This is a genomic window from Algibacter sp. L1A34, from assembly GCF_009796805.1.
Classification (GTDB): domain Bacteria; phylum Bacteroidota; class Bacteroidia; order Flavobacteriales; family Flavobacteriaceae; genus Algibacter.
Genome location: NZ_CP047029.1, coordinates 1,240,613 through 1,266,464, shown reverse-complemented (window position 1 = coordinate 1,266,464; position 25,852 = coordinate 1,240,613). Strand labels below are relative to the sequence as shown.

Here is a 25,852-nt window from a genome sequence, read left to right as displayed (position 1 = left end):
TTAAAGAAATGGACTATTTTTATTTTAAAATGAAACAAGAATTAAGCCACAATAGGTTGTAAGGCGCTTAGTGCTTGTTTTACTGTTTTTATTTTTTCGAAAGTTAGCATTAATCTTAAACCATTTCGAGTTTGCTTTTCCTTCATTTTACAGGCGCCAGGATTTTTCTGGACAAACTGTAATACTTTGGTGAAACCAGAGCTTTGATAAAAGTTGCTTTGTTGGTCATTAATAAAATAACCAATAAGTTTACCTTGTTTCATAATCACTTTTTCGAAACCAATTTTGGTAGCTAACCACTTTATTTGGACACTATTTAATAAATCGGTCACTTGTATTGGTAATTCTCCAAAACGATCAATCAATTCTGTTTCAAATGTAAGCAATTCAGCATCAGTTTTTAAATTATTTAGCTGTGTATATAAGCTTAATCTTTCGGCGATATTATTTACATAGTCATCAGGGAAAAGAAGTTCGAAATCGGTATCGATGGTCACGTCTTTTACGTAAACGCGATCTTCTTCGGGCTCATCATATAAGTCTTTAAACTCATTTTCTTTAAGCTCATCAATAGCTTCGCTTAATATTTTTTGATAGGTATCGAATCCAATTTCATTAATAAACCCACTTTGTTCTCCACCAAGTAAATCGCCAGCACCACGAATTTCTAAATCTTTCATAGCGATATTAAAACCACTTCCTAACTCTGTAAATTGTTCTAATGCGGTTATACGTTTTCTGGCATCGTCCGTCATAGCCGAGTATTCTGGCGTAATAAAATAGCAAAAAGCCTTCTTGTTACTTCGCCCAACACGACCACGCATTTGGTGTAAATCACTTAAACCAAAATTATTAGCGTTATTTATAAAAATAGTATTGGCATTTGGTACGTCTAAACCACTTTCAATAATAGTTGTACTTACCAAAACATCAAATTCGCCATCCATAAAGGATAGCATGAGGTGTTCTAGTTTTTTACCATCTAATTGACCATGGCCAATACCAATTTTAGCATCTGGGACTAAACGTTGAATTAAACCAGCAACTTCTTTTATGTTTTCAATTCTATTATGGATGAAGAAAATTTGTCCGCCACGTTGAATTTCATAACTCACGGCATCACGAATATCTTCCTCGTTAAAACGAATAACATTACTTTCTATTGGATATCGGTTTGGAGGCGGCGTAGTAATAACAGATAAATCTCGGGCTGCCATTAAGCTAAATTGTAGCGTTCGTGGAATAGGCGTTGCGGTTAGCGTTAAGACATCAACATTATCTTTTAGTGTTTTTAATTTTTCCTTTACTGCAACACCAAACTTTTGTTCTTCATCTACAATTAAAAGCCCGAGATCCTTAAATTTTACATTTTTGTTTACAAGTTGGTGTGTGCCGATTATAATATCAACACTTCCTTTTTCTAATCCTTCTAAAGTGGTGCGTTTTTCTTTTGCAGTTCTAAAACGATTAACATAATCTACCGTTACAGGGAAATCTTTTAAACGCTCACGAAATGTTTTTGCATGCTGATAGGCTAAAATGGTAGTTGGTACTAAAATAGCGACTTGTTTACCATTATCTACGGCTTTAAAGGCGGCTCGAATTGCTACTTCGGTTTTACCGAACCCTACATCACCACAGATTAAACGATCCATAGGGCGTTCGCTTTCCATGTCGACTTTAATATCGGCAGTTGCGCTACTTTGGTCGGGTGTGTCTTCGTAAATAAAAGATGCTTCCAATTCATGTTGCATGTAGCTATCGGGATTATATTGATAGCCTTTTTCTGTTTTCCGCTTAGCGTAAAGTTTTATTAAATTAAATGCCACATGCTTAACACGGGCTTTGGTTTTTTGTTTTAAAGTTTTCCAAGCGGTGCTGCCAAGTTTGTAAATTTTGGGAGGTTTGCCATCTTTACCATTAAATTTAGTGATTTTATGAAGGGAATGAATACTTAAATATAGTACATCACGCTCGCCGTAAACCAACTTAATAGCTTCTTGTTTTTTGCCTTCAACATCTATTTTTTGAAGTCCGCCGAAACGACCAACACCATGATCGATGTGTGTTACATAATCGCCAATATCTAGGTTTGTAAGTTCTTTTAAGGTAATGGCTTGCTTTTTTGCATAGCCGTTTTTAACATTGAATTTATGGTAACGTTCAAAAATTTGATGATCGGTATAACATACTATTTTTGTATCGTGATCCACAAAACCTTGGTATAGAGAAAGCACGATGGTTTGGTAGGAGACTTCACCTTCAACATCATCAAAAATATCGTGAAAGCGTTTGGCTTGTTGTTCACTTACGCAGGCAATATAATTGGTGTAGCCTTTGTTATGATTGCTGTTTAGGTCTTCAATTAATAAATCGAATTTTTTATTGAAAGATGGTTGCGGAGTGGTTTTAAACTCTATTTTTTGCACTACGCTACCAATTTTCGTCATTATAGACGAGCTTCCAAATTCGATAATTGAAAAATCTAGTAATTGTTTTTTTAATAAGGTTGAATTGCAGAAAAGCTCCTTTGGTTCTACTTGTTTTATTTCCGAAGATAAATTTCTGAAAGCGATTTCTGCTTTATTGTAAAAATCGTCGATTCTAGAAAAAAGTAACTCGGCATTTTTTAAACAGATAACTGTTTTATCGGCGATGTATTTTAGAAAACTTTGTCGTTTTTCGTCTAATAATTTATTGGCAACGTTTGGAATAACGTTTATTTTTTTTATTTGATCAATGGAAAGCTGAGTTTCTACATCGAAAGTACGGATACTGTCAACCTCATCTCCAAAAAATTCTATTCGGTAAGGTTCATCATTAGAGAATGAAAATACATCTACAATACCACCACGTACTGAAAACTCACCAGGTTCGGTAACAAAATCGACACGCTTAAATTGGTATTCAAAAAGGACTTCGTTTACAAAATCTATTGATAAATTATCGTTTACTGCTACTTTTAGTGTGTTGCGTTCTAGCTCTTTTCTAGTAACAACTTGCTCAAAAAGGGCATCGGGATAAGTAACAATTATGGCTGGTTTTTTCTGTGAGTTTATGCGGTTTAAAACTTCGGCGCGTAATAATACATTAGCGTTGTCTGTTTCTTCTATTTCGTATGGTCTACGGTAGCTTCCTGGGTAAAAAAGCACATCTTTATCATTGCAAAGTTGCTCTAAATCGTTGAGGTAAAAAGCGGCCTCTTCTTTGTCGTCAAAAACCATAAGAAAAGGCTTGTCGGCTTCCTTAAAAATGCTTGATATTATAAAGGATAACGATGAGCCTACAAGGCCAGTTAAATGTATTTTATTTTCGTTTTTGGCAACAGCAGTTTGCAGATTTTGCTTTTGCAAAGTCTGTAAATACGTTTGCGAGAGGATAGATTTACTCACCTAATTATGGTTTTACGGTTACAAATATAGGCTTTAATATTTTTTTAAAATTAGACTCTTTTGTGTTTTTTTTAAGAAAATTGTACAAAATTTAATCCTTATTGAGTACTTTGCATTTTTTATCTAAATTTTAGATGAGAATTTAAAAAAATAGCAAAAATCTCCCAATGGAATCCCTTCAGTCTACCCTGCTCATCGATGATGATAAATTCACGAACTTTTATAACGAAAAAATAGTAAAAAAACACAATACATTTAACTCTATTACATCTGTAAACAGTGGCGCTGATGCTTTAGTTTATTTACAAAAAGCGATGGATGGTTTAGTTAAAAAACCGGATGTTATTTTTCTAGATATTAATATGCCAGCAATGAATGGCTGGGAGTTTATTGAGGAATATAGTAAATTGGATAAAACATTTACTTCTAGCATTAAAATTATTATGCTAACAACATCATCTAACCCGCAGGATCAAGAAAAAGCAAATAGCTCAAGCTTTATAAATAGCTATATTAATAAGCCATTGTCTACAACTCTTTTAGATGAGGCTTTAAACTTTGTTAAGTAATCCACATGGAAAAAAGGAGGTTTCTATTAATATGTTTATTCATTTGTTTTTTTGTGAATACGACTATTTATGCTCAAAATAGAGCATCTGTAAAAGGAAACATATCTGATACGTTTGGTGTATTGCCTGGAGCTTTAGTAAGTGTTGAGGGCTATGAAACTCAAACAACAACTAATATAAACGGAGATTTTAAACTTGATCTTGAAGAAGGAGATTATGTTATAACAGCCTCTTTTATAATGTATAACAGTAAAAGTAAGGCTATATCTCTTAAAGTAGGAGATGAGGTTCGTGTTGATTTCCATTTGGAAACTGGGTTTTCGGCAGATGAACCCGTGTCTTTGGGTACACGCTCTAAACCACAGTCTGCGTTGGAGACAACAGTGCCTATTGAGATTATAACTCCCGAAGAAATAAGCAATTCTTCTCATTTTGAATTAGGACAATTGTTACATTATTTAGTACCGTCGTTCCATTCTACACAACAAACCGTTTCTGATGGTACAGACCATATAGATCCTGCAACTTTACGAGGTTTAGGGACAGATCAAGTTTTGGTTTTAATTAATGGGAAACGACGTCACACATCTTCAATGCTAAATGTTAACAATACCATTGGTAGAGGAAGCGTTGGTACAGATTTTAATGCTATACCTGTAGCTTCTGTAGATCGTATTGAAATCTTAAAAGATGGAGCAACTTCGCAGTATGGATCTGATGCTATTGCTGGTGTTATAAATATTATACTTAAAAAACAAACCGATGTTATAGATATTGATACAGGAACTAAAATTAACCAAGAGAAAGACGGTGTTAACCATTACTTTAGTGGTAATTTCGGTTTAAAAATTGGTAATACGGGGTTTATAAATATAACTGGAGAATTTAGAGATAGAAGTGCAACTAATAGAGCAGGAGATTATACAGGGAATATTTATGTGGATGATGACGATGTGCTTGATAATCAATTAATATCACAAAATGATTTTTTCGGTCAAACAGGTTATGACGATAAACAAGTCATGGAAGTTGGTAGTGCGGCTACCCGAAATTCTGCGTTAGCTTTTAATGGCGAATTATTACTCTTTGATAAAGCCAATTTGTATTTTTTTGGTGGGCGTAATTCTAGAGAAGGCACATCTAAAGGATTTTATCGATTTCCTAGAGAGGTTGATCGCGTGGTTGAGGAGCTTCATCCAGATGGCTTTTCACCAGAAATACTTACAAACATACAGGACGATGCCATGACGGTTGGGATTAGAGGAAAAAAGAACGATTGGGATTTAGATTTTAGTCACTCTATGGGTTCTAACAGTATAGATTTTACTGTTAACAACTCTAACAATGCTTCACTTGGACTTATTTCGCCTAGAACGTTTAAATCTGGTGGCTATCAATACCAGCTTAACACGACTAATTTAGATTTTAGTAGACCTTTCGATATCATGCATGGGCTTAACTTAGCCTTTGGAGGAGAAATACGTGTAGAGCGTTATGAAATAATTTCTGGTGAAGAAGATTCTTATATCGATGGTGGTGAAATTTATACTGATGAAAATGGCATTTCAAAACCGAAAATTATTGGAGCCCAAGTATTTCCAGGAATCCAACCTCAGGATGAGCTTATTCGTTATAGATCTAACGCCTCTGGGTATGTAGATGTAGAATTAAAACCTATTGAACCTGTTTTAATTAAAGCGGCTTTTCGTTATGAGTCTAATAATGACTTTGGAGAAAATTCGCTTTGGAAACTTTCTGCTAGATATAAGTTAGGTAAAAAGACATCTTTACGATCAAGTTATTCCACAGGTTTTAGAGCGCCATCTATGCATCAAGTGTTTTTTCAAAAAATTAGTACACAATTTTTTGATGGAGATATTAGCCAGGTCGGTACTTTTAATCATGAAAGTACTTTGGTTTCCGATGCTTTTGATGTAAGCAAATTAAAACCAGAATTATCGAAACACTTTAGCTTTGGTTTAAGCACTAAAATAGAAAATAAATATACCCTCTCTTTTGATTATTATAATATAAATATTAAGGATCGTATTGTGTTATCTGGACAATTTGATGAAGGTTATGAGGATTTATTATCTCCTTTTAATGTTACTGCTGCTCAGTTTTTTACTAACGCCATAAACTCTAGAACTAATGGTGTAGAAATGTCTTTTAATTATAAAAATAAAATAGGGGCAGGAAAATTAAACGGAAAGCTATCTGCAAATTTCACTAAAACGGAAGTTACTAAAGTTAATATGGTAAATAACGATGTTGAATCTTTGTTTAATCGAGAGGAGCGTTCGAGAATAGAGTCTGCTCAGCCAAACTTTAAAGTAAACTCTTATTTAAATTATGAAATTAATGATTTCAAGTTTAATATAGTAGGTACTTATTTTGGAAGCGTAAAATATATCCATCCAGACGATGGTGATTCCAGTAATTGGGTACTAAATGAGTTTTCGGGTAATATTGAGACTCGTGACCAAAAATTCGATCCAAAGTTTATTACCGATCTATATTTAACATACAACTACCAGAATTGGTTTCAAGCAACTGTTGGGTGCAATAATGTTTTTAATATATATCCAAATAAGCATACACACTCTGCAAACACTGTAAATGGTAGTTTAACTTATAGCAGACGTGTACAGCAATTTGGTGTAAATGGCGCAAATTACTTTGCTAAAATTTTATTACGCTTATAATGTTATGAAATCTAATTTTTTAATAAAATGTGTTTTTATAGTATTCTATATAACTTCTGTGCAAGTTTATTCTCAAAACACGAGTATTGAGCAGGTAAAGCGTGTTAAACGCGCTATTTTTATTTTCAATATTGCAGAGCAAACAAGTTACGGTGATACTAATATAAGCTCTGAATTTATTATTGGAGTTTTAGGAAAAGACCGAACTATTATAGATTTAAAAAGTCTAGCAGAAAAAAGACAAATTAAAAACAAACCCGTTAAGGTGGTTGGTTTTAGCAGTGTAAAGGATATTGAAAATGTTGATATTATTTATACTAATTACAATAAGAATTTTGATGTTGATTATATTTTAAATAAAATATCAGGGAATAACACATTACTAATCACTGAGAATTATCCTTATAATTCTTCTATGATAAATATTGTTAATGTGGGAAATGATTTTCAGTATGAAATCAATGAAAATCTTATGCAGCGCAATAATATTTCAGCTTTTTTTAATCTTCGGAAAAACGCCATTTCATCTATAGAAAAATGGAAACAGTTTTTCCAAAACTCAGAAAACACATTAGCCAAAACCAAAGATCAATTATCTAAAGCGGAAGATAGTGTTAAGCTTAAAGATGAAGAAATACAATCTCAAAAGCAGATTATTAGCATTAATGAAAATAAACTAAAAGCCAAAGACCAATCTTTGGTTAATCAAAAAACTGAAATCAAAGAGCTTATCTCGATTTCAGAATTTCAAAAGAAAAAATACTCCGATAAATTAATTATAGAAAAAGAATTAGAACATCGTATTCTTAAACAAATAGATTCTCTTAATAAACAGAAAGAGCAAATTGTGTTAAGTAATAGTGAAATTGAGATACAACAAACAACTCTAGCGAAACAAAAAGAAGATATTCTAAATGAAGAAGTAAAGGCTAGGGCTATTAGTGAAAAACTAAATACACAGCGTACTGTTAACTATTTATTGTTAATATTGATATTGTTTGCTCTTATATTTGGATGGGTGCTTTTTAAAAATTATTACAGTACAAAGCGATTAAATAATGTTTTAAAACAAAAGAACGATACCATTTATAACCAATCTTTTACATTGGCTTCTAAAAACAAGGAATTAGAAGAATTCGCATATATTACAAGTCATGATTTAAAAGAGCCATTAGCGACTATTTCTGGACTTATAGACCTCTTAAAGGATGATTATAAAGACAAGCTCGACGAGGATGCTATGACTAGTATGGATTTTATAGATAAATCTAGCGAGCGCATGAGAACGCAAATAGACGACTTGCTCGAATATTCTAAATTAGGTAAATCTAAAGATAAGACTAATGTTGATTGTAATGATTTATTAAATGAAATCACATCTGATATAGCAAATGCTATTACGCGCTTTAATGCCAAAATAATATATCAAGATTTGCCTACCGTATCTGGTAGCAAAGTAGAACTTAGAGGTGTTTTTCAAAACTTAATAAATAATGCTATCAAATTTAAAAAAGTTGGAGTAAGCCCGCAAGTAACAATAAATTATACAACCTTTATTCTAGAAGAGCAGAATAAAGCTTTTTGGCAATTTGAGGTAACGGATAATGGAATTGGTATTGCAGAAAAACATAAACATAAAATTTTCTCTATTTTTCAACGGTTACATTCTCGCGAAGAATACGAGGGTACAGGTATTGGTCTTTCCTTTTGTAAAAAAATAGTAGAATCTTTAGGTGGAGAAATTTGGTTTGAATCTGAATTAAATAAGGGCACAACATTTTTCTTTACTATACCCAAATAAAGCCATCATTTAGCAACTAAGAAGGGGGTTAATTTATATAGTTGAATAACAAATTTACAGTAATTCTTTCCGCGTTAGGGATTGAGGTATTTGTTGAAGCTCCTCGAAGAGAGCGACTACCGAAAGCCCGACCCTTGTGGTAACGCCCAAATATTTGAAATTTCGGATTAAAATATTAAAAAAAATATGTAGGTTTGCATCACTAAAAAAAAGAGAAATATATGTCGTTTTCAGATTTATTTGATAGTGGTTTTAAAAAGCGTAATGAAGATCATTTTGCTGCAATTGTAAAAATAGCAATGGGTGACGGAGTTATTTCTGATGATGAGAAAGCATTTTTACAGCGTTTAGCACGCCGTTTAGATATTGGTGAGGCCGATTATAATCTTATATTGGAGAATTATAAAAAACACCCTATTAATCCACCAACGTCTTATGAACGTCGTTTAGAGCGTTTGTATGATTTAACGCGTATGGTTTATGTAGATAAAATAAAACACGACCGCGAAGAGGTTTTACTTAGAAAAATAGCTTTAGGTATAGGGTTTCATACTGAAAACGTAAAGTATATTGTGGATAAGGCATTAGTATTAGTTAATGATGATGTGAGTTTAGAGGTGTTTAAGGATGCTATAAAAAATATGAATAAATAATATATTTTAAGAATCTACTTTATAATATTAGCACCCTTTTAGGGTGCTTTTTTTGTGTTATAAACTTTTGTATTCGGCATATTTTAAGTTGTTTGGTAAGTCTATGGATGAGAATTCCAGATGTAAAACGCGTCTTCTTCGTTGTGTTTTTGTTACAGGTGAAGCGTGTAATAGTAAGGGTTTTATTAATTGCACACCACCAGAGTTTACCTCGCTTACATAAGGGATGGAGTTGTTTGTTATTAGTTTTATTTCATCATGTGTTAAGCGCTTGTTGTGAGAACCTGGAATAACTTTTAAAGCGCCATTTTCTGCTGAAGTATCGTCTAAATGAATACGCATAGAGAATGTGTTTTTTAAAATATTTTCTGGTGGACATACACTAATAACTCCTTTTTTATTGGTCCATGAGCCAAAAAGTTCGGTATCTATTTTTTCGGATACATTTATTGGTATATCTTGATGCCAAGTTACGTACCAATTATCTTTAGGTGATTTATCAAAATAGATAGCTTTAGTTAAAAAGACGTTTTTATCGATAGCTTTTATTAATTTTTTAAAATTTTTGTTAAATAGAATACCTTTTAACTCTGGCATTTTTTTAAATACTTCTCGCATGCCAAATGCTTGTTCTTTATTTTCTTTAATGTATGTATCTAATTTCGATTTTAATTTTCGGATATCTCTATTAGTATACACATGATTTAAAATGCCAAATCCTTTATGTTCTAACCGCTTTGCAATAGTTCGTAAATTTTTATCATTAATTTCAGTTTCGTATGCATCTACAGCATCATGGAGTCGTTCTTTTATGTTACGTTTTAAACGTTCTGGCGCAATTACCTTTATGTTTTCGCCAAGACCTAAAATTTCTTTTTCTAACTCAAAATTATATTGAACATCTAAGGAAATGGTAACGCCATAGTTATCGCGAGCCACTTCTTTCTGAGTATGATGAAAGGGTTTGGTTAGTACGTAAGGTGCGTGTTTGCGATTTACGTAAAGTAATACGTTTTCGGTTGCTATAGTTGGACTTATTGAGACACCTATGGCATTTTTATAGTAGGTTTCGGAATTAAAAGTATCGTCAGGAATAAAAGTTTTATCCGTTTTTTCTATTGAAATAATACGATCTAAAGCTAAATTCATAATGCCTTCATTTTTAAATCGTTTTCCTATTAAAAACCAACGATTTCTAAATTCTTTTAGTAAATAAGGGTAGTATGTAAATGTGTTTTCTTGTCGAGCCTTAAAAGATTGATATGTTATTTCGATTGCTTGCTTTTTTAAGATATTTTGGTATAATTCATCTAGAAACTCTAAACCTTTTAGGTTTTCATTTTTCTCGAAATCTATTAACGATTTTTTATGCGTTTTTTGTGTATAAACATGATCTTCTAGTTTTTGAACCATACTTCCTAATTCATCAAAATGAGAAAAACCTTGAAACTGTTTTAAGAAAGAAACAGCTTCTGATAGCTTGGTTAAATCTTGATTAGAAATTGGGCTATTTGTAATGCTGTAATTTTCAGTTTCATATTTATAATACTTCCTGTTGTAAACTACAATTGGTGCATTATAACCCAGTTTATCACTACGCATCATCTGCAAGTCCAATTGTACTGTACGTTTACTAACATCAACATCTTTGCCTTCATAGTCATACAAAGCATCAGAAACAGCCTCAATTAAATCATTAAGTGTCCAGTGCTTAAAATTGTTTTGAAGGCATTTATCAATAGTTTTATATCTAATTAATGCGTTTTTATTTACAGCCATTTTCTAAAATATTTCTTCTAATTTATAAGAAAATATCTAGTACGCAAAAAGATTGCGCATACAAGTAAGTGATTTTTATCAAATATTAAAACTATGGAAGCTTTAAAACTAAAAATATTTGATGTGTTAACTAAGAGAATAGCTGCTTCTGAATTTGAAAATTGGTTGTATAATTCAGAAGAATTTATGAACCAAATAAGTTTAAATTCGTTTTGATGTAATTTCTATCAATTATAAAAATGATAAATGGAGTTCAGAATTGAACTGTTTAGCTAAAAAATACCTTGATGAAGGTTATCTAGAAATACTGAAAATTAAAAAAAACTGCTTAAATATTCTTGAAACAAAAAGCTTTAAAGAAACACATAAAGTATTAACTGCTTCATTAAGAGGTTTTGATTATGACACAAATTATTCTATACTTTGGGAACTTAGTTGTTTAAAGGATTGTTTTGGTTTAGTAGAAGAAGGTTTTTGTGAAAAAGAAACACTAGAAATTGAGGTTAAATTTTACTCAACAGTAACTATTGAAATAATAGAAAAGAGTGAAGGGTTCGATAAATTAAAACTAGCGTTAGAAGGGAACTTGAAATCATATAAAAGCTCTGAAATTCAACCCGAAAACACCTGGTCTCAAAAAATATTTGCTTTTTTCAAAAAAATATAATACTTCGTATTATGAAGCTAAATTTTAACTGCTTAGAAAAATAAATTTGGAGAAGTCGAAAATAAATTTAGATATTTGCAACGCATTTCGACCAAAATCAAGTTGAATTAAAAATTAGAAACTATGAGTTTATTTATAACATATCAAATCGATCCTAAAGGCATTATGCCTTTTGTGATGCTTCGTGATTATCGTTAGATAAACTTTTCAATTTTATAAATGAAAGATCCGAAGCAAGTTAAAAACTGTTTCGGATTTTTTATTTCCAGTCATTAGCAAGCCTGCTAAACATATTTCCAAAAACAGTTATAAGTAGATATTATTTTTTACTCAAGACACAATCTTGAGTGGCTCTAATAATTGTTTAAAATCAAAAAAATAAAAATAAAACAATGGACACGAATTTGTTAAACAACTACGTGCTTAAAGCTATAGATGCTTATCCGTATGAGTTAGAAGAAACTGTAGAAAATCTAAATTACGCCTTGTCTTACCAAAGTAATAATGCTTATGCTTTATACTTAATGGCACGTTTACAGGCAGAGCAATTAGGCGACTACGAAAAAGCAAAGCAATATTATGCCGAAGCTTTAGCTAACAATATGGGTTTTCAAAAAGTATATCCAAGGTACATTCAAGTGTTACTCGATAATGAAGATTTAGAAGAAGCCAAAAAATTAATCGATTTTGCCTTAACCATAAAAGGTGTTGATAAAGGTTGTATTTGGGAGAAACAAGGTCGGCTTTTCGAAATAAAACAAGAGTACAAAAAGGCAATTAAAGCGCTTAAAACAGCGAAGCAATTTGGATTTAGTAACGATTTTATAAGCTTTATAGATTTAGAGATCTCTAGAAACAAAAGCAAAATAAAACCTAAAAAGAAACCATCTAAAAGCAAAGCGAAGAAGAAAAAGTGTAAAAAGAAGAAGAATAAATGAAATTAATTATTACTACGCAAAAACATTGCGCAACAACCTGTAATATTTGCAGTGTAATTAAAAGGAAGTCTTTTGGAATCAGACTTTAAAAAGTAGTTGCTCCACCAGACAAGGATGCTGGTGGAGCTTAATAAAAGTTCTTTAAAATATTAAAATTGGAAGTATTGAGCAATTGGTTGGCTCGCGAGACTGTAACTCTCGTTTCTTAAATGAACATGTAGGTTCGAGTCCTACTACTTCCACATCAAGCAAGTCTTGTTCTGTGTTTCAGTATAGCACTATTGTATAAACCCTTGCGGTTTCGCATCAGGAGTTTATATTCAACTTGACTTGAAGGCTTTCGGTTATTTAGCCAAATAAATAATCTCATCTATGTACGCGGGTTCGAATCCTGCCTTCATTAATTTGAAGTAGCTAAGTCCGGTTAAGCAATAGACAATTATGTAGGTTCGAGTCCTACCAAAATCAAAAGGTTTTGTGGCGAAATTGGTAGACGCACTGTATTTAGGTTACAGCAATTGAGATGGACTCAAAATCCATTATTTCACGAAGAAGGTCACTTTTAAAAATCGACTACCAAGTGTGTCTCACTTAAAAAGGCAAAAACAAAGTAAAGGCAAACTCGCTCAAACAACTTGTTGTTGCAGCAGTCCGGAAAACACCTTGAAATACAAATGTATTTTTAGATGCTTTAAGTATCCTTTTAAAGAATCATTAGTTAAAATACGGTTTGAATATTATTCATTACAATTAATTAATCATCTGTAAAACGCCACTTAAAACGCTTTAAATCAATTGTCTTTCCGTAGTTAAAAAGATGGTTTGCTTTTGCTTTGTTTTAATAAAGGATAGTCATTTCAGCTTGACTGAAATTCTATTATAAATAATTAATAGTTCTGAATAAAAAAACAAAAATAACAGAACATTAAAAAACAAATAAGATGAAAAGAGTAAGAATTCATGCAGGAAAAGTAGGGTTAGTATTTAAAAATGGTAATTACAAATGTGTTATTACCCAAGGATCACATTGGTTAAAGTTTAATGAACATGTAATAGTTTATAGCTTAGACCTGGCCTTTAATACACCAACAGCATTGGAGATTTTACTTAAAGATCAAACGTTGGCAAATATGTTGCACGTTATTAATGTAGAAGACAATCAAATGGTATTAGTGTATAGCAATAATAACTTTAAAAACGTATTAACAGCAGGACGACACACCTTTTGGAAAGACCTAATAAGCTATAGATTTATCACCGTAGATTTAAGCGATATTACTATTCCAGAAACAATAAATAAAGCCTTGTATACCAACAATGCTTTGCGTCTACATATTCGCACGTTTGAAGTTGCAGCACATGAAAAAGCAGTTTTAATTATTGATGATACGTTTGATAAAATTTTAGATCATGGTACATACCACTACTGGAGAAATAATCAAACCATTAAAATCGCGAAAGTAGATTTACGTCAATTACAATTAGAGGTTGCAGGTCAAGAATTGTTAACCAAAGACAAAGCCACGGTGCGCATTAATTTTTACGCACAGTACAAAGTTACAGATATCGAAACCGCTTTAATGCGCAACAAAGATTATGAAAAACAATTGTACACCAACTTGCAATTAGCATTAAGGTCTTTTATTGGAACTTACACTTTAGACGAGTTGTTAGATCAAAAAGACAACATTGCAAAAGCAGTAGTAGAAGATGTACAAACACAAGCAGAAAAGTTAGGTGTAACTGTTTTACATGCAGGTTTGAGAGATGTGATTTTGCCAGGAGACATGAAAGAAATCATGAACCAAGTATTAATCGCTCAGAAAAAAGCGCAAGCCAATGTAGTAACAAGACGAGAAGAAACCGCGTCTACACGTAGCTTGTTGAACACTGCAAAATTAATGGAAGACAACAGCATGTTGTTTAAATTAAAAGAGATGGAATATGTAGAGAAAATTGCAGATAAAATTGGCGAAATTACAGTGGCTGGAAACGGTAACGTAATCGAACAATTAAAAGATGTTTTCTCTGTAAATAAGTGAAATTATGGCGTAACCCAAACCAGAAAAAAGTTTGGGTCGCGCTTTCCGTTAAATCTTTTGCAGAAAAAGCAAAAGGATACCGCATCAATCGCTTACGCGGGTGTACTTGCTAAGTATTTATTTAATTCTAAACTGGTTTTAGAATCATAAAATTAAAGAAACAATGAAAACACAAATAACAGGAAACGATTTAATAGCCTTAGGATTCAGACAAGGAAAATGGATGAAAGACGCTATTCAATATATTAACACCAACACATTATCTCAGGTTGAACTATCTAATTATTTAGAGCAATTCAAATCTCCCGATCCAATCGGGTTACATGCAAAACCAGTTGATTTTGCAATCAATATTAAAGCCGAAAACGAATTAGAAAAAGACAACGTTTTTAAAGTGGTTAACTCTATGCAAACCTTAATGAAAACACCTACTTTAGTTGGAGGCGCTATTATGCCAGACGCTTGCCCAACGGGACCAGATGGAATAATCCCAGTTGGTGGTGTTGCAGTTGCTAAAAATGCAATTCACCCAGGAATGCATAGTGCGGATATTTGCTGTTCTGTAATGCTAACCGATTTTGGTAAAGCAGATCCAAAAGTTATTTTAGATGCAGCTCATGCAAACACACACTTTGGTCCTGGCGGACGTGATAGAGATTCTCAATTTAGATTTCCAAAGGAATTATTGGATGCTTTTGAGTCTAACGTGTTCTTAAAAGATAAGCAAATGATTCAAATAGCAAGAACTCATTTAGGGACTCAAGGTGATGGCAACCATTTTTTGTTTGTAGGTAAATCTAAAAAAACAGGAAACACAATGATGATTACGCACCACGGATCAAGAGGTCCAGGAGCGAGATTATATGATAAAGGCATGAAGGTTGCTGAACGTTTTAGAAAGGAATTATCGCCGGAAACAATGAAACAAAATGCGTGGATTCCGTTTAAAACAGAAGAAGGTCAAGATTATTGGAATGCCTTACAAACCATAAGAGATTGGACAAAATTAAACCATGAGGTGTTACATAATACTGTAGCAGAAACACTAGAGATCGCTATTGAGAACAGATACTGGAACGAGCATAACTTCGTTTTTAAAGATGGTGATTTGTTTTACCATGCTAAAGGTGCAACACCTTTAGATGCTAAGTTTATGCCAGATATTACAGGTCCAAGGTTAATCCCTTTAAACATGAGCGAACCGGTTTTAATTGTTGAAGGAGATACAACAGCAACCAATTTAGGATTTGCACCTCATGGGGCTGGTCGAAACGTGAGTAGAACGCAACATAGAAGAAGCAAAACAGGAACTACTATGCAAATTTTTAAAGAAGAAACTAGAGGTTTGGATGTTCGGTTTTTTTCAAAGGAAATCGATATTACCGAATTACCTTCTGCTTACAAAAATGCAAATACGGTAAGGGCTCAAATGGACGAATATGGCTTAGGTAAAGTCATTGATGAGGTTTTACCTTATGGTTGTATTATGGCTGGAGATTGGCAGAAAAATGCACCCTGGAAAATTAAAAGAGATAAGCGTTATAAAAACAAACGCTAGGTTTATCATTTAATTAATTTTAAACCTAGCATAAAAAATACGCAGTATCACAATAACACAAAAACGCATTTGTTATATTTACAACATGAGAATTTTTTTAATACTATGCCTGTTTATAAGTGTAAGTACCTTTTCGCAATCGGATATTTTGGCGAAAGAGTACTTTAAAAACGGTGATTTTAACAAAGCCTTGGTAGAGTATAAAAAAATATATGCTCAACCATCTACAAGTATTGCTAATATTGATGCTATTGTTGAAACTTATCAGCAATTAGAACAATATGCCGAGGCCGAGGCATTTTTGTTAGAAGTTAGTAATCGTGTAAAATATGCTGGTTTTATTGTGGAGTTGGGATATAATTTTCAGTTACAAAAAGATACTGTAAATGCAAGACTTCAATATAATAAAGCTTTAGAAACGATCGATTTACAAACTAGTAATGCATTTGCGGTAGCTAAAGTTTTTCAAAAATATAATTTGTTAGATGAAGCTATAGTGGCTTATGAAAAAGGTATGGCGTTAAACCCAGAGTATAATTTTAATTTACAATTGGCTCGGTTGTTTGGTGAGCAAGGTAAAATTGAAAAAATGTTTGTGAGTTATATTGGTTATGTTGAAGTTAATCCGTTTGCCGTGAACAATATAAAGCGATCAATTAATGATTTTATAAGTGAAGATTCTCAAAGTGAAAACAATATATTATTCCGAAAGATATTGTTAAAGAAAGCGCAGCAAGCACCTAATTTATTATGGAACGAGTTGTTGAGTTGGTTGTTTGTTCAGCAAAAAGATATCAAAAAAGCATTTGTTCAAGAAAAGGCGATTTTTAATCGAGCACCCGAGAGTTTAGATAGAATAGCCGATTTAGCCACCATTGCAACTAGTGAAAAGCAAAAGGAAACAGCTAAAGAAATTTACGAATTTATTATTGAAAAATCACAAGATATAGAAACTCAAGTTAGTGCAAATTATCATTTACTTCAGCTAGAAACTAATGTAAATAATAAAGAGAATTACAGTGAGATAGAAGCTAAATATTTAAAGTTGTTTGATGCTTTTGGCTCGGTTTCGCAAACTTTAAAACTTCAAATAGCTTATGCTCATTTTTTAGCATTTTATAAGAATGAAACAGGAAAAGCGACTTCTTTTTTAGAAAACACTTTGGAGCTGAGATTAACCAAGTTTCAAAAGGCTGAGGTGAAATTAGAATTGGGCGATATTTTGGTGCTTCAAGAAAAATTTAACCAAGCTTTAATTTATTATACACAAATTCAGCGGAATTTAAAAAACAGTTCTATTTCTCAAGAAGCTCGTTATAAAGTTGCTAAAACCAGCTATTATAAAGGTGATTTTAAATGGGCGGAATCCCAACTTAAAATTTTAAAAGCATCGACTTCGCAATTAACAGCTAATGATGCGCTTGATTTGAAATTATTAATATCGGATAATAAATATGAAGATTCACTGCAAACAGCTTTAAAACTATACGCAAAGGCAGATTTGTTGGCTTTTCAGAATAGAAATGATGAGGCTATTAATTTGTTAGATCAAGTATTAAACGAACATAAAACCGAGCCTATTATTCCTCAAGCCTTGTATAAGCAAGCCGAATTATTTGAAGGAAAACAACAGTTTGAAAAGGCTGCGAGCAATTATAAAGCAATTATAGAAAATTACAGGGAAGGCATTTTGATTGATAATGCATTATTTAAGTTAGCTGAATTATACGTAAAGCATTTAGAACAACCTGATAAAGCAAAACCACTTTATGAAGAGATTGTCTTCAATCATTCTGATAGTATATATTTTATTGAAGCTCGAAAGAAATTTAGAGCTTTACGTGGTGATGCCATAAACTAATTGCTAATATTAAATTAAGCGCGTTGTTATTTGGGTATTGCAGTTTGGAACTTTAATTTTGGACTTTAATTAGAAACTATGATAATATATAACGTAACTTCAAACATCGACGAATCTATAGAAGTCGAATGGTTAACTTGGATAAAAGAGCATATTCCGAAAGTTTTAGGAACTGGGAAATTTGAAAAAGCAATACTGAGCAAAATTTTGGTAGAAGAAGATATGGGAGGCGTAAGTTACTCGGTGCAATATCGTTCGTATTCCCGCGAAGCTTTAGATGCTTATATTCGTGATGATGCTGATAAGTTTAGAGCAGAAGGTGTTAAGAAATTTGCAGATAAATTGCTTTCATTCCATACCGAGCTAGAAATAGTAGATGAGTATACGGTTAATTTTAAATAGTAAAACCTAAACAAAAAAAAGCCTTTAAAATTAAATTTTAAAGGCTTTTTTTTGTTTATAATATCTATTATTTATAATGCACTTTTAAATTGCTCTAAAAAACGGACATCGTTTTCACTTAGTAAGCGAATATCTCCAATTTGGTGTAATAACATTGCAATTCTATCTATTCCAACTCCAAAAGCAAAACCAGAATATTCGGTAGAGTCTATTTTGCAGTTTTCCAAAACGTTTGGGTCTACCATACCACAACCACCAATTTCTAACCAACCTGTACCTTTAGTTATTTTATAGTCGGTTTCGGTTTCTAAGCCCCAATACACATCTATTTCTGCACTTGGTTCTGTAAACGGAAAGTATGATGGACGTAAACGGATTTCGCTTTTCCCAAACATTTCACTTGTAAAATGTTGTAGTGTTTGTTTTAAATCGGCAAAACTTACATCTTTATCAATATACAAACCTTCTAATTGATGGAAAAAACAGTGAGAGCGAGCAGAAATAGCTTCGTTTCTATACACACGCCCTGGAGAAATAGTTCTAATAGGCGGTTGGTTGTTTTCCATATAGCGTACTTGTACCGAACTGGTATGTGTACGTAATAAAATATCGGGATCTGTTTGAATAAAAAACGTATCCTGCATATCTCGCGCCGGATGGTATTCTGGTAGGTTTAATGCGGTAAAGTTGTGCCAATCATCTTCTATTTCTGGACCTTCACTTACATTGAAACCAATACGAGAAAAGATATCTATAATTTGATTTTTAACTATAGAAATAGGGTGGCGTGCTCCAATTTGAACAGGTTGGCCTGGGCGAGATAAATCGCCGTAAATACCTTTTACTTCTTCAGTGCTTTCTAGTTCTGCTTTTAAAGCATTAACTTTATCTTCAGCTGTTTTTTTAAGCTTATTTATGGTTTGGCCAAATTCTTTTTTCTGGTCGTTCGCCACATTTTTAAACTCAGAAAAATAGTCGTTTAGTAAACCTTTTTTACCTAAATATTTTATTCTAAATACTTCTACCTCTTCTTTAGATTGTGCTTTAAAAGCTTCGGCTTCTGCAATAAGTTCTTTTATTTTATCTATCATGACTTGTTCAAAGTGTGCACAAATTTAATGATTTTATCCAAATTTGCGTTAGGGATTGAAGCATTTGTTGAAGCTCTTTTTGTGTTGTTGCACCTATGCAACACAAAAAAGCGACTGCGGAAAGCCCGACCCTTTTTGGGTAACGCCCAAATTAATCGAGTTTTTATGTTTTTAAATAATAAATAAAATAGTTTTTGAGCGTATAAACCTTGGAGAGAGACATAGTGTTCTCATCGTTTTTTTTGTTGATATAGTAAGGTGTGTTGCGGAAATATAACTTATCGAATTTTTTTTGTAACAAATAGTAGGCTCAAGCTACTAATATAATGAAGTTGGATCTAGCCTTTTGAGCAAGTAAGGTGTTATTTGCTGATTTAATGCTTAAGCATTAGTATGATGTTTGTAGGAAATAAAAACACCTTAATTAGGTGAGAAACATTTTTATTATCGATGTAATGTTTAGAAAGGATGTAGTTTTTGCTATACTCTTAAAATTAATTGTTCGGTTATAAAAAAGGTCTTACATTTAAATCAAAATTATTTATTAATTTTTTAAATCTCAAGCTATGGAATGGTTTTCAAGTTTAGCGTTTTTCGAACAATTTTATTGGGGACTTTCGTTAATTGGATCTTTTATTTTTTTAATAACTATTATCACAACTTTTCTAGGTGGGGATTCTGGTGATTTTGAAAGTGAAACGGATTTGGATGCAGATGCTGGTGTTGGATTTCAGTTTATCACCTTTAAAAACTTAGTTGGCTTTTTTACTCTTTTTGGTTGGAGCGGTATAGCATGTATGGATGCAGGATTCTCTAAACCAATAACCATAGTTGTTTCTTTTGTATGTGGTTTAATTATGATGGCTATTATGGCTGCCATGTTTTATTTTATGCAAAAACTTAACGACAGCGGAACATTAGAATTTAAAAATGCCATTGGTGGTGTTGGCGAAGTATATTTAACCATTGGCGCAAAACGCTCCACAATAGGTAAGGCTCATGTAAGAATTCAAGGGGCTTTACGTGAATTAGAAGCGTTAACCGACTCCGAAACCGATTTAAAATCTGGTGCCGTAATTTCTGTAAAAGATGTAACCAAAAACGGCATTTTAATAGTAGAACAATTAAACCAATAATCTATGTTATCATTACTTGTACAAGGAGATCTTCAATTAGGTCTTCCAATTGCTGTTATTGCAGCTATTCTATTTGTCTTTTTATTTTTTATAGTATTAGTTAGGCGCTATAAGCGTTGTCCTTCAGACCGTATTCTAGTAGTATATGGTAAAGTTGGTGGCGGGCAATCTGCCAGATGTATCCATGGTGGTGCCGCTTTTATTTTACCAGTAATTCAGGATTACGAATTTCTAGAATTAACTCCTATTTCTATAGAGGTAAACTTAGTAAATGCACTTTCTAAACAAAATATTCGTGTAAACGTGCCATCTCGTTTTACAATTGGTGTGTCTACAGAACCGGGTATTATGCAAAATGCAGCCGAACGTCTTTTAGGTTTAGGTCAAAACGAAATTCAAGAATTGGCTCAGGAAATTATTTTCGGTCAGTTACGTTTAGTTGTGGCTTCTATGGATATTGAAGAGATTAACAATGATCGTGATAAGTTTTTAACTAATATTTCTCAAAGTGTAGAAATGGAGTTAAAGAAAGTAGGATTAAAACTGATTAACGTAAACATTACGGATATTGTTGATGAGTCTGGATATATTGAAGCACTTGGTAAAGAAGCTGCGGCTCACGCTATTAATGCGGCACGTAAATCTGTGGCAGAAAAGAATAGAGATGGATCTATTGGTGAGGCGAATGCTGTGCAAGATGAAAGAACTCAAGTTGCTGCTGCAAATGCACAAGCTGTTGAGGGTGAGAATACCGCTAAGATTGCTGTTGCAAATTCAGATTCTTTACGTCGTCAACGTGAAGCAGAAGCAGAACGTGTGGCAAATGCATCAGAAAAAGTACAAAGTGCAAAAGCATTAGAGGAATCTTATGCTGCAGAGCAATTAGCAGAAACAGCGAGAGCAGATCGTGAGCGTTCTTCTCAAATGGCAGATATTATTGTTCCTGCTGAAATTGATAAAAAGAAAGTGGAAATTAATGCTGAAGCAGATGCAGAAAGAACTAGACGTCTTGCTAAAGGTGAGGCCGATGGTATTTTATTTAAAGCACAAGCAGAAGCACAAGGTTTATATGAAGTATTAACGAAACAAGCTGCTGGTTTAGATCAAATTGTAAAAGCTGCCGGAAATAACTCTAAAGATGCCGTGTTACTTTTAGTTGCTGATAAATTACCAGAGTTAGTAAGAATGCAATCTGAAGCGATTAAAAATATTAAAATCGATAAAGTTACTGTTTGGGAAAATGGTGGCGGAAAAGACGGGAAATCGTCAACTGCTAATTTTCTTTCAGGTATGTACAAATCTGTACCACCTTTACAAGAAATGTTCGATATGGCTGGTATGCAATTACCAGAGTATTTAAAAGGAAAAGATGTTGTTAAGGATGTTGAAGATGATACTACTGTAGTAGAAGAATAAACATTAAAGATTCTATTTTATAAACTCTGCCTAAAAATGATGATTTTTATTATTTTTAGTGCAGAGTTTTTATTTATAAGCTTCGGCTGCTTTTAGTATTATTAATCTTTTATATAAATTCAAATGAAGCAATTCCTTTTAGTTTTTTTAGTTGTATTTAATTTTTCTTGTATCAATTCGCAGGAAAACTATATAAATCATTCTAAAATTAAAGAAGATTTAAATAAAATAATTGGCGACTTAGAGACTAATTATGTGTATTTGGATGACAAAGAAGTTGACTTAAATTGCATTCGAGATTATTACGAGAGTCAAATAAAATATGTAAAAACAGAAGAGGAAACTGTGCTTTTGTTTGAGTATTTATTAAATGAGTTTTACGATAGTCATCTTATTTTAAATACAAACCGATCATCATCTTACCGCTTAAGTGCTCCAATTTATGCTTCTGTTAAAAACGGAAAAATTTTGGTTTCAAGTGTATGGAAAACACAAATATTAGGATTGGTTCCCCAAATTATCGAAGCTGAAATTCTCAAGATAAATACTGTCGATTTTAGCGAAGCCATTGAGAAATTCCCAACGCATTGTAGTGATAAAAATAATGAAGTTGTACGCGAATGGATTGCAAATAAAGTTTTAGCTGGCCAGTATAATGAGCCTCGAGTTTTAACTTTAAAGTTGAAAAGTGGAAAAACGACAACATTAGATTTGGATAAAATACAAATTAGGGTCGAACCTTATTATTTAACTTCTAAAAGACTTGATAACATTGGAGTCATTAGAATTAATAATGCTTTAGGAAAAGATGTTTTAGTAACGGAATTTGATAGAGCGCTCGATAGTTTAATGGATACTAAAGGTTTAATTATAGATTTAAGGAATACGGTTGATGGTGGAAACTCTTATGTTGCTCGTGGTATTATGGGGCGGTTTATAAAAGAGCCAAAACCTTACCAAAAGCATTTGTTTTTAGAAGTGTCTAAATCTAATCCTATTGTAAACCCGTTGATAACGCGTAGTTGGGTAGAATATGTAGATCCACGAGGAGAAACTTACACTAATCCTGTTTTTGTTCTAGTTGGTCGCTGGACTGGAAGTATGGGAGAAGGTTTAGCTATTGGTTTTGAAGGTATGGAGTGTGGTGAAATTGTAGGTTCCGAAATGGAAAAATTAGCAGGTGGTGTCAGTAGTTTTTCGTTTAAAAACCAAACGTATGGTTATAGAATTTCTACGGAAAAACTTTTTCATATTAATGGTATAGCTAGAGAGTTGTATGTGCCAACACATTTTGTAAATCAAACTTCTGCTATTAAAGATGAGGTGTTGGAGAAAGGGATTGAATTAATAAACAATGAATAATAATATTTTACATCATTTGAGAAAGGTATCAACCATGAAACTTGTTTTTGGGGCTGTCTTGTTTTGCGTAGGTATATTTGGAGCAATAACAAATAATGTATTTAATTTAGTGTTATCTTGAATTGGTGTTTTTCTAATGCTTCGAGAAGGATCAGAGATCGATTTGGCTTCTAAAAAATATAGAGAAATATATTCCGTAATGGGTATAAAATTTGGAGTCTGGAAAGATTTGCCTGATATAGAATATGTTTCAGTTTTTAAAACTAAAGAAAATAAACGGGTTCAAGGTATGGGAGCTTCAGCTAATTTTTCTAATGAAGTTTATAAATTAAATTTGTTTTATAATAGAAATAATAAAATAGAGGTTTATCTTGCAGAGGATATAAGTAATGCTTTTGAAAACGCAAAATATATAGCGGACGTATTAAATATTGATGTTTTCGATGCGACTGAAAGAGTATCTAAATGGTTATAGGTTTGACTAAAATAAAGACGCATGAGAGACACTTTTAAAACCATTGCGAGGTTTCAGTATTCTACCGAGGCACAAATTATAAAAGGACGTTTAGAGGCCGATGGTATTCAGGTGTTTTTATTCGATAATCTTACTATAGATACAGATCCCTTGGTTAGCAATGCTATTGGGGGTGTGAAATTGAAAGTATTATCGAATCAAGCTGAAGAAGCGGAACAGATTTTAAATTCGATAAACAAATTCTCTTTAGATAACCAAGGCAATGCCATAAAATGCCCGAATTGCAAAAGTGAGAAAATTGAACTTTATTCCACAATAAAGGATTTCAAAGCGCTTTTTGCCTTTATTTTTGCTTTCCTAACTAATATTATCATGTCTGCTTTGCCAATTTACACAAAGCATAAATATAGATGTGAAGATTGTAAAACGGAATTCGATTTAAAAGAAGTAGCCCCTATTTATGTTGTAACAGAACCTTGAGCTACAATATCATAAGCGGTTTTTAAACTTTTAATTACCGACTCTATTTCTTCTTCGTTTAGCTGCCCAAAACCAAAACGAATAGCACAAGTATCTCTGTCTTGGTAGAGTATTGTTTTTGGAATGAATAAGTCGTAATTTTCTGCTTCTTCAGCTAATTTAACCAATGAAATCTTGTGTTTAAACTGTAACCATATTGCTAATCCGCCAGATGGTTTTTCCCAAGTCATAATATCTTCAAAATAGGTTTTTAAATACCTGCATAAACTATCGCGTCTTTGCTTGTAAACTATGATGTTTTTTTTCATGAGGCGGTATATTTCACCTTCATGAATTAATTCGGCAAGTATCTGTTCTTGTATCATGTCGCCTTGTTTATCTAATAACTGTAGATAGTTTTTTGCTTCAGAAATTAAACTTTCGGGTGCAATAACAAACCCAGTTTGAAAACTTGGGAATAACGATTGTCCCAGTTTTCCTAAATAAACCACCACTCCATGACCGTCTGCACTTGCCATGGGTAACATAGCAGATCCTTTATATTGAAAATCGTAATCGTAATCATCTTCAATAATGGCAAACTTATATGTTTTAGCTAGTTCTAAAAGTTTTAGGCGCCGTTCTACACTTAGTGTTGCTGTGGTTGGGTAATGCCTATGGGCACAAACATACACGCAGCGAATACTACCTTTTACAAAATGAGTTCTTATATAATCAACATCTAAACCATTGGCATCTACAGGAATTGTTTTAATATTAGCACCAGCTTGCTGAAAAATCATGTTAGCTGCATAGTTGCTTAAATGCCCAACCAAAACAATATCATCTGGTTTTATTAAAAGCTGAGAAACAATATATAAACTCATTTCTGTACTTCGTGTACTTATAAGGTTACTTGGTTTTATATGAAATCCTCTGGTAGCATTTAAATAATTACCCAGTTGGGTTTCAAATTTTGAATCTAATAATGGAGTGGTTCTATTCCATTTTGAAATTAATGATTTTCGTTTCATTGCGGCACTATACCATCTAGAGAATTCATGAACAGGGTGTAGTCTTAAATCCGGATTACCTTCGTTTATACTATATTTAGCCTTTGTTGTTTGTAATGTAGATGCCAGATTAAACGAAGGCTGAAAAGGGAAACCAGTGGTTTTTGGATATTGATACACCTGATCTATTTGGTGAGATGTAGCTTTAATGGTTGCCGTAGTTTGCTCTGGAACCAAAACAAATGTCCCTTTATTGGGGATTATCTCCACCCAACCCTGAGAGGCTAACTCATCGTAAACAGCGACAACGGTATTTCTATGGATTTTTAATGTCTGACTTAAAACGCGGCTTCCTGGTAATACGGCGCCTATAGATAAATAGCCACGTTGAATAGCATTTATAATTTGCTGTGCTATTTGAATATACACGGGTTGTGAAGTACATTTGTTAAAATGTATTAATTGTTTTAATAAATTATTAACCGGACTATTCATTGTTTTAAAACTGGACTATGTTACTCGTCCGGAAAGTT

At 32.7% G+C, this 25,852-nt stretch carries 19 protein-coding genes and 1 tRNA gene; 16 read left to right on the top strand and 4 right to left on the bottom strand.

What is annotated here, in order from left to right; all coding sequences use genetic code 11:
* Positions 1 to 41: 41 nt before the first annotated feature.
* On the bottom strand, positions 42 to 3,392 hold the full coding sequence (mfd, locus tag GQR97_RS05550; protein ID WP_158846290.1) for a transcription-repair coupling factor: 3,351 nt from the start codon (positions 3,390 to 3,392) through the stop codon (positions 42 to 44).
* 167 nt (positions 3,393 to 3,559) lie between these two features.
* On the opposite strand from mfd, the gene GQR97_RS05545 reads away from it, so the two are divergent.
* The 4 genes from GQR97_RS05545 (at position 3,560) to GQR97_RS05530 (ending at position 9,120) form a co-directional block, all read left to right on the top strand.
* The gene (locus GQR97_RS05545; protein WP_158846288.1) at positions 3,560 to 3,961 is read left to right on the top strand and encodes a response regulator; all 402 of its coding nucleotides are present in this window, start codon (positions 3,560 to 3,562) and stop codon (positions 3,959 to 3,961) included.
* Between the two features lie 53 nt (positions 3,962 to 4,014).
* Positions 4,015 to 6,666, top strand: coding sequence for a TonB-dependent receptor domain-containing protein (locus GQR97_RS05540; protein WP_233267607.1), 2,652 nt, complete (start codon positions 4,015 to 4,017; stop codon positions 6,664 to 6,666).
* A 4-nt stretch (positions 6,667 to 6,670) separates the two neighbouring features.
* Positions 6,671 to 8,467, top strand: coding sequence for a YfiR/HmsC family protein (locus GQR97_RS05535; protein WP_158846284.1), 1,797 nt, complete (start codon positions 6,671 to 6,673; stop codon positions 8,465 to 8,467).
* 221 nt (positions 8,468 to 8,688) lie between these two features.
* A complete protein-coding gene (locus tag GQR97_RS05530; RefSeq protein ID WP_158846282.1) occupies positions 8,689 to 9,120 on the top strand; it encodes a TerB family tellurite resistance protein in 432 nt (143 codons plus the stop codon).
* Positions 9,121 to 9,177: 57 nt separating this feature from the next.
* Here the strand turns inward: GQR97_RS05530 and GQR97_RS19880 are convergent, their stop codons facing one another.
* The gene (locus GQR97_RS19880; protein ID WP_158846280.1) at positions 9,178 to 10,899 is read right to left on the bottom strand and encodes a WYL domain-containing protein; all 1,722 of its coding nucleotides are present in this window, start codon (positions 10,897 to 10,899) and stop codon (positions 9,178 to 9,180) included.
* Positions 10,900 to 11,158: 259 nt separating this feature from the next.
* Between GQR97_RS19880 and GQR97_RS05520 the strand changes: the two genes are divergently transcribed.
* The 7 genes from GQR97_RS05520 to GQR97_RS05490 all read left to right on the top strand — a co-directional run bounded on the left by GQR97_RS05520 (position 11,159) and on the right by GQR97_RS05490 (position 18,367).
* Complete coding sequence (locus tag GQR97_RS05520) at positions 11,159 to 11,566, top strand: hypothetical protein (protein ID WP_158846278.1); 408 nt, start codon at positions 11,159 to 11,161, stop codon at positions 11,564 to 11,566.
* A gap of 392 nt (positions 11,567 to 11,958) precedes the next feature.
* Positions 11,959 to 12,504, top strand: coding sequence for a hypothetical protein (locus GQR97_RS05515; protein WP_158846276.1), 546 nt, complete (start codon positions 11,959 to 11,961; stop codon positions 12,502 to 12,504).
* A 157-nt stretch (positions 12,505 to 12,661) separates the two neighbouring features.
* A tRNA-Tyr gene (locus GQR97_RS05510) sits at positions 12,662 to 12,746 on the top strand.
* A 699-nt stretch (positions 12,747 to 13,445) separates the two neighbouring features.
* Positions 13,446 to 14,546: a slipin family protein gene (locus GQR97_RS05505; protein ID WP_158846274.1), complete on the top strand. Its 1,101-nt coding sequence runs from the start codon at positions 13,446 to 13,448 to the stop codon at positions 14,544 to 14,546.
* Between the two features lie 163 nt (positions 14,547 to 14,709).
* On the top strand, positions 14,710 to 16,104 hold the full coding sequence (locus GQR97_RS05500) for an RtcB family protein (RefSeq protein ID WP_158846272.1): 1,395 nt from the start codon (positions 14,710 to 14,712) through the stop codon (positions 16,102 to 16,104).
* 85 nt (positions 16,105 to 16,189) lie between these two features.
* Positions 16,190 to 17,965: a tetratricopeptide repeat protein gene (locus GQR97_RS05495; RefSeq protein WP_158846270.1), complete on the top strand. Its 1,776-nt coding sequence runs from the start codon at positions 16,190 to 16,192 to the stop codon at positions 17,963 to 17,965.
* Between the two features lie 78 nt (positions 17,966 to 18,043).
* The gene (locus tag GQR97_RS05490) at positions 18,044 to 18,367 is read left to right on the top strand and encodes a DUF4286 family protein (protein ID WP_158846268.1); all 324 of its coding nucleotides are present in this window, start codon (positions 18,044 to 18,046) and stop codon (positions 18,365 to 18,367) included.
* A gap of 71 nt (positions 18,368 to 18,438) precedes the next feature.
* On the opposite strand, the gene pheS is transcribed toward GQR97_RS05490, so the two are convergent.
* The gene (gene pheS, locus GQR97_RS05485; RefSeq protein WP_158846266.1) at positions 18,439 to 19,458 is read right to left on the bottom strand and encodes a phenylalanine--tRNA ligase subunit alpha; all 1,020 of its coding nucleotides are present in this window, start codon (positions 19,456 to 19,458) and stop codon (positions 18,439 to 18,441) included.
* A gap of 566 nt (positions 19,459 to 20,024) precedes the next feature.
* Between pheS and GQR97_RS05480 the strand changes: the two genes are divergently transcribed.
* The 5 genes from GQR97_RS05480 (at position 20,025) to GQR97_RS05460 (ending at position 24,327) form a co-directional block, all read left to right on the top strand.
* Entirely contained in the window at positions 20,025 to 20,594 is a 570-nt protein-coding gene (locus GQR97_RS05480) for a hypothetical protein (protein ID WP_158846264.1), read from the top strand.
* A gap of 3 nt (positions 20,595 to 20,597) precedes the next feature.
* Entirely contained in the window at positions 20,598 to 22,010 is a 1,413-nt protein-coding gene (locus GQR97_RS05475) for a flotillin family protein (protein ID WP_158846263.1), read from the top strand.
* A 123-nt stretch (positions 22,011 to 22,133) separates the two neighbouring features.
* Positions 22,134 to 23,372: a S41 family peptidase gene (locus GQR97_RS05470; protein WP_158846261.1), complete on the top strand. Its 1,239-nt coding sequence runs from the start codon at positions 22,134 to 22,136 to the stop codon at positions 23,370 to 23,372.
* Between the two features lie 136 nt (positions 23,373 to 23,508).
* Entirely contained in the window at positions 23,509 to 23,847 is a 339-nt protein-coding gene (locus tag GQR97_RS05465; protein WP_158846259.1) for a hypothetical protein, read from the top strand.
* Positions 23,848 to 23,868: 21 nt separating this feature from the next.
* A complete protein-coding gene (locus GQR97_RS05460; RefSeq protein ID WP_158846257.1) occupies positions 23,869 to 24,327 on the top strand; it encodes a putative signal transducing protein in 459 nt (152 codons plus the stop codon).
* Here GQR97_RS05460 and GQR97_RS05455 read toward each other — a convergent pair.
* Positions 24,306 to 25,814 carry a PLP-dependent aminotransferase family protein gene (locus GQR97_RS05455; RefSeq protein ID WP_158846255.1) on the bottom strand — a complete coding sequence of 503 codons (1,509 nt, stop codon included), beginning with the start codon at positions 25,812 to 25,814 and terminating at the stop codon, positions 24,306 to 24,308. The genes GQR97_RS05460 and GQR97_RS05455 overlap by 22 nt on opposite strands.
* Between the last annotated feature and the right edge of the window lie 38 nt (positions 25,815 to 25,852).

What these genes read in the sequence shown, in the direction of transcription:
- GQR97_RS05495 (WP_158846270.1), top strand. Translation starts at nt 16,190, where the DNA reads ATGAGAATTTTTTTAATACTATGCCTGTTTATAAGTGTAAGTACCTTT.
- GQR97_RS05530 (WP_158846282.1), top strand. Translation starts at nt 8,689, where the DNA reads ATGTCGTTTTCAGATTTATTTGATAGTGGTTTTAAAAAGCGTAATGAA.
- GQR97_RS05515 (WP_158846276.1), top strand. Translation starts at nt 11,959, where the DNA reads ATGGACACGAATTTGTTAAACAACTACGTGCTTAAAGCTATAGATGCT.
- GQR97_RS05465 (WP_158846259.1), top strand. Translation starts at nt 23,509, where the DNA reads ATGCTTCGAGAAGGATCAGAGATCGATTTGGCTTCTAAAAAATATAGA.
- GQR97_RS05545 (WP_158846288.1), top strand. Translation starts at nt 3,560, where the DNA reads ATGGAATCCCTTCAGTCTACCCTGCTCATCGATGATGATAAATTCACG.
- GQR97_RS05470 (WP_158846261.1), top strand. Translation starts at nt 22,134, where the DNA reads ATGAAGCAATTCCTTTTAGTTTTTTTAGTTGTATTTAATTTTTCTTGT.
- GQR97_RS05480 (WP_158846264.1), top strand. Translation starts at nt 20,025, where the DNA reads ATGGAATGGTTTTCAAGTTTAGCGTTTTTCGAACAATTTTATTGGGGA.
- GQR97_RS05455 (WP_158846255.1), bottom strand. Translation starts at nt 25,814, where the DNA reads ATGAATAGTCCGGTTAATAATTTATTAAAACAATTAATACATTTTAAC.
- GQR97_RS05490 (WP_158846268.1), top strand. Translation starts at nt 18,044, where the DNA reads ATGATAATATATAACGTAACTTCAAACATCGACGAATCTATAGAAGTC.
- GQR97_RS05535 (WP_158846284.1), top strand. Translation starts at nt 6,671, where the DNA reads ATGAAATCTAATTTTTTAATAAAATGTGTTTTTATAGTATTCTATATA.
- GQR97_RS19880 (WP_158846280.1), bottom strand. Translation starts at nt 10,899, where the DNA reads ATGGCTGTAAATAAAAACGCATTAATTAGATATAAAACTATTGATAAA.
- pheS (WP_158846266.1), bottom strand. Translation starts at nt 19,458, where the DNA reads ATGATAGATAAAATAAAAGAACTTATTGCAGAAGCCGAAGCTTTTAAA.
- GQR97_RS05460 (WP_158846257.1), top strand. Translation starts at nt 23,869, where the DNA reads ATGAGAGACACTTTTAAAACCATTGCGAGGTTTCAGTATTCTACCGAG.
- GQR97_RS05475 (WP_158846263.1), top strand. Translation starts at nt 20,598, where the DNA reads ATGTTATCATTACTTGTACAAGGAGATCTTCAATTAGGTCTTCCAATT.
- GQR97_RS05505 (WP_158846274.1), top strand. Translation starts at nt 13,446, where the DNA reads ATGAAAAGAGTAAGAATTCATGCAGGAAAAGTAGGGTTAGTATTTAAA.
- GQR97_RS05500 (WP_158846272.1), top strand. Translation starts at nt 14,710, where the DNA reads ATGAAAACACAAATAACAGGAAACGATTTAATAGCCTTAGGATTCAGA.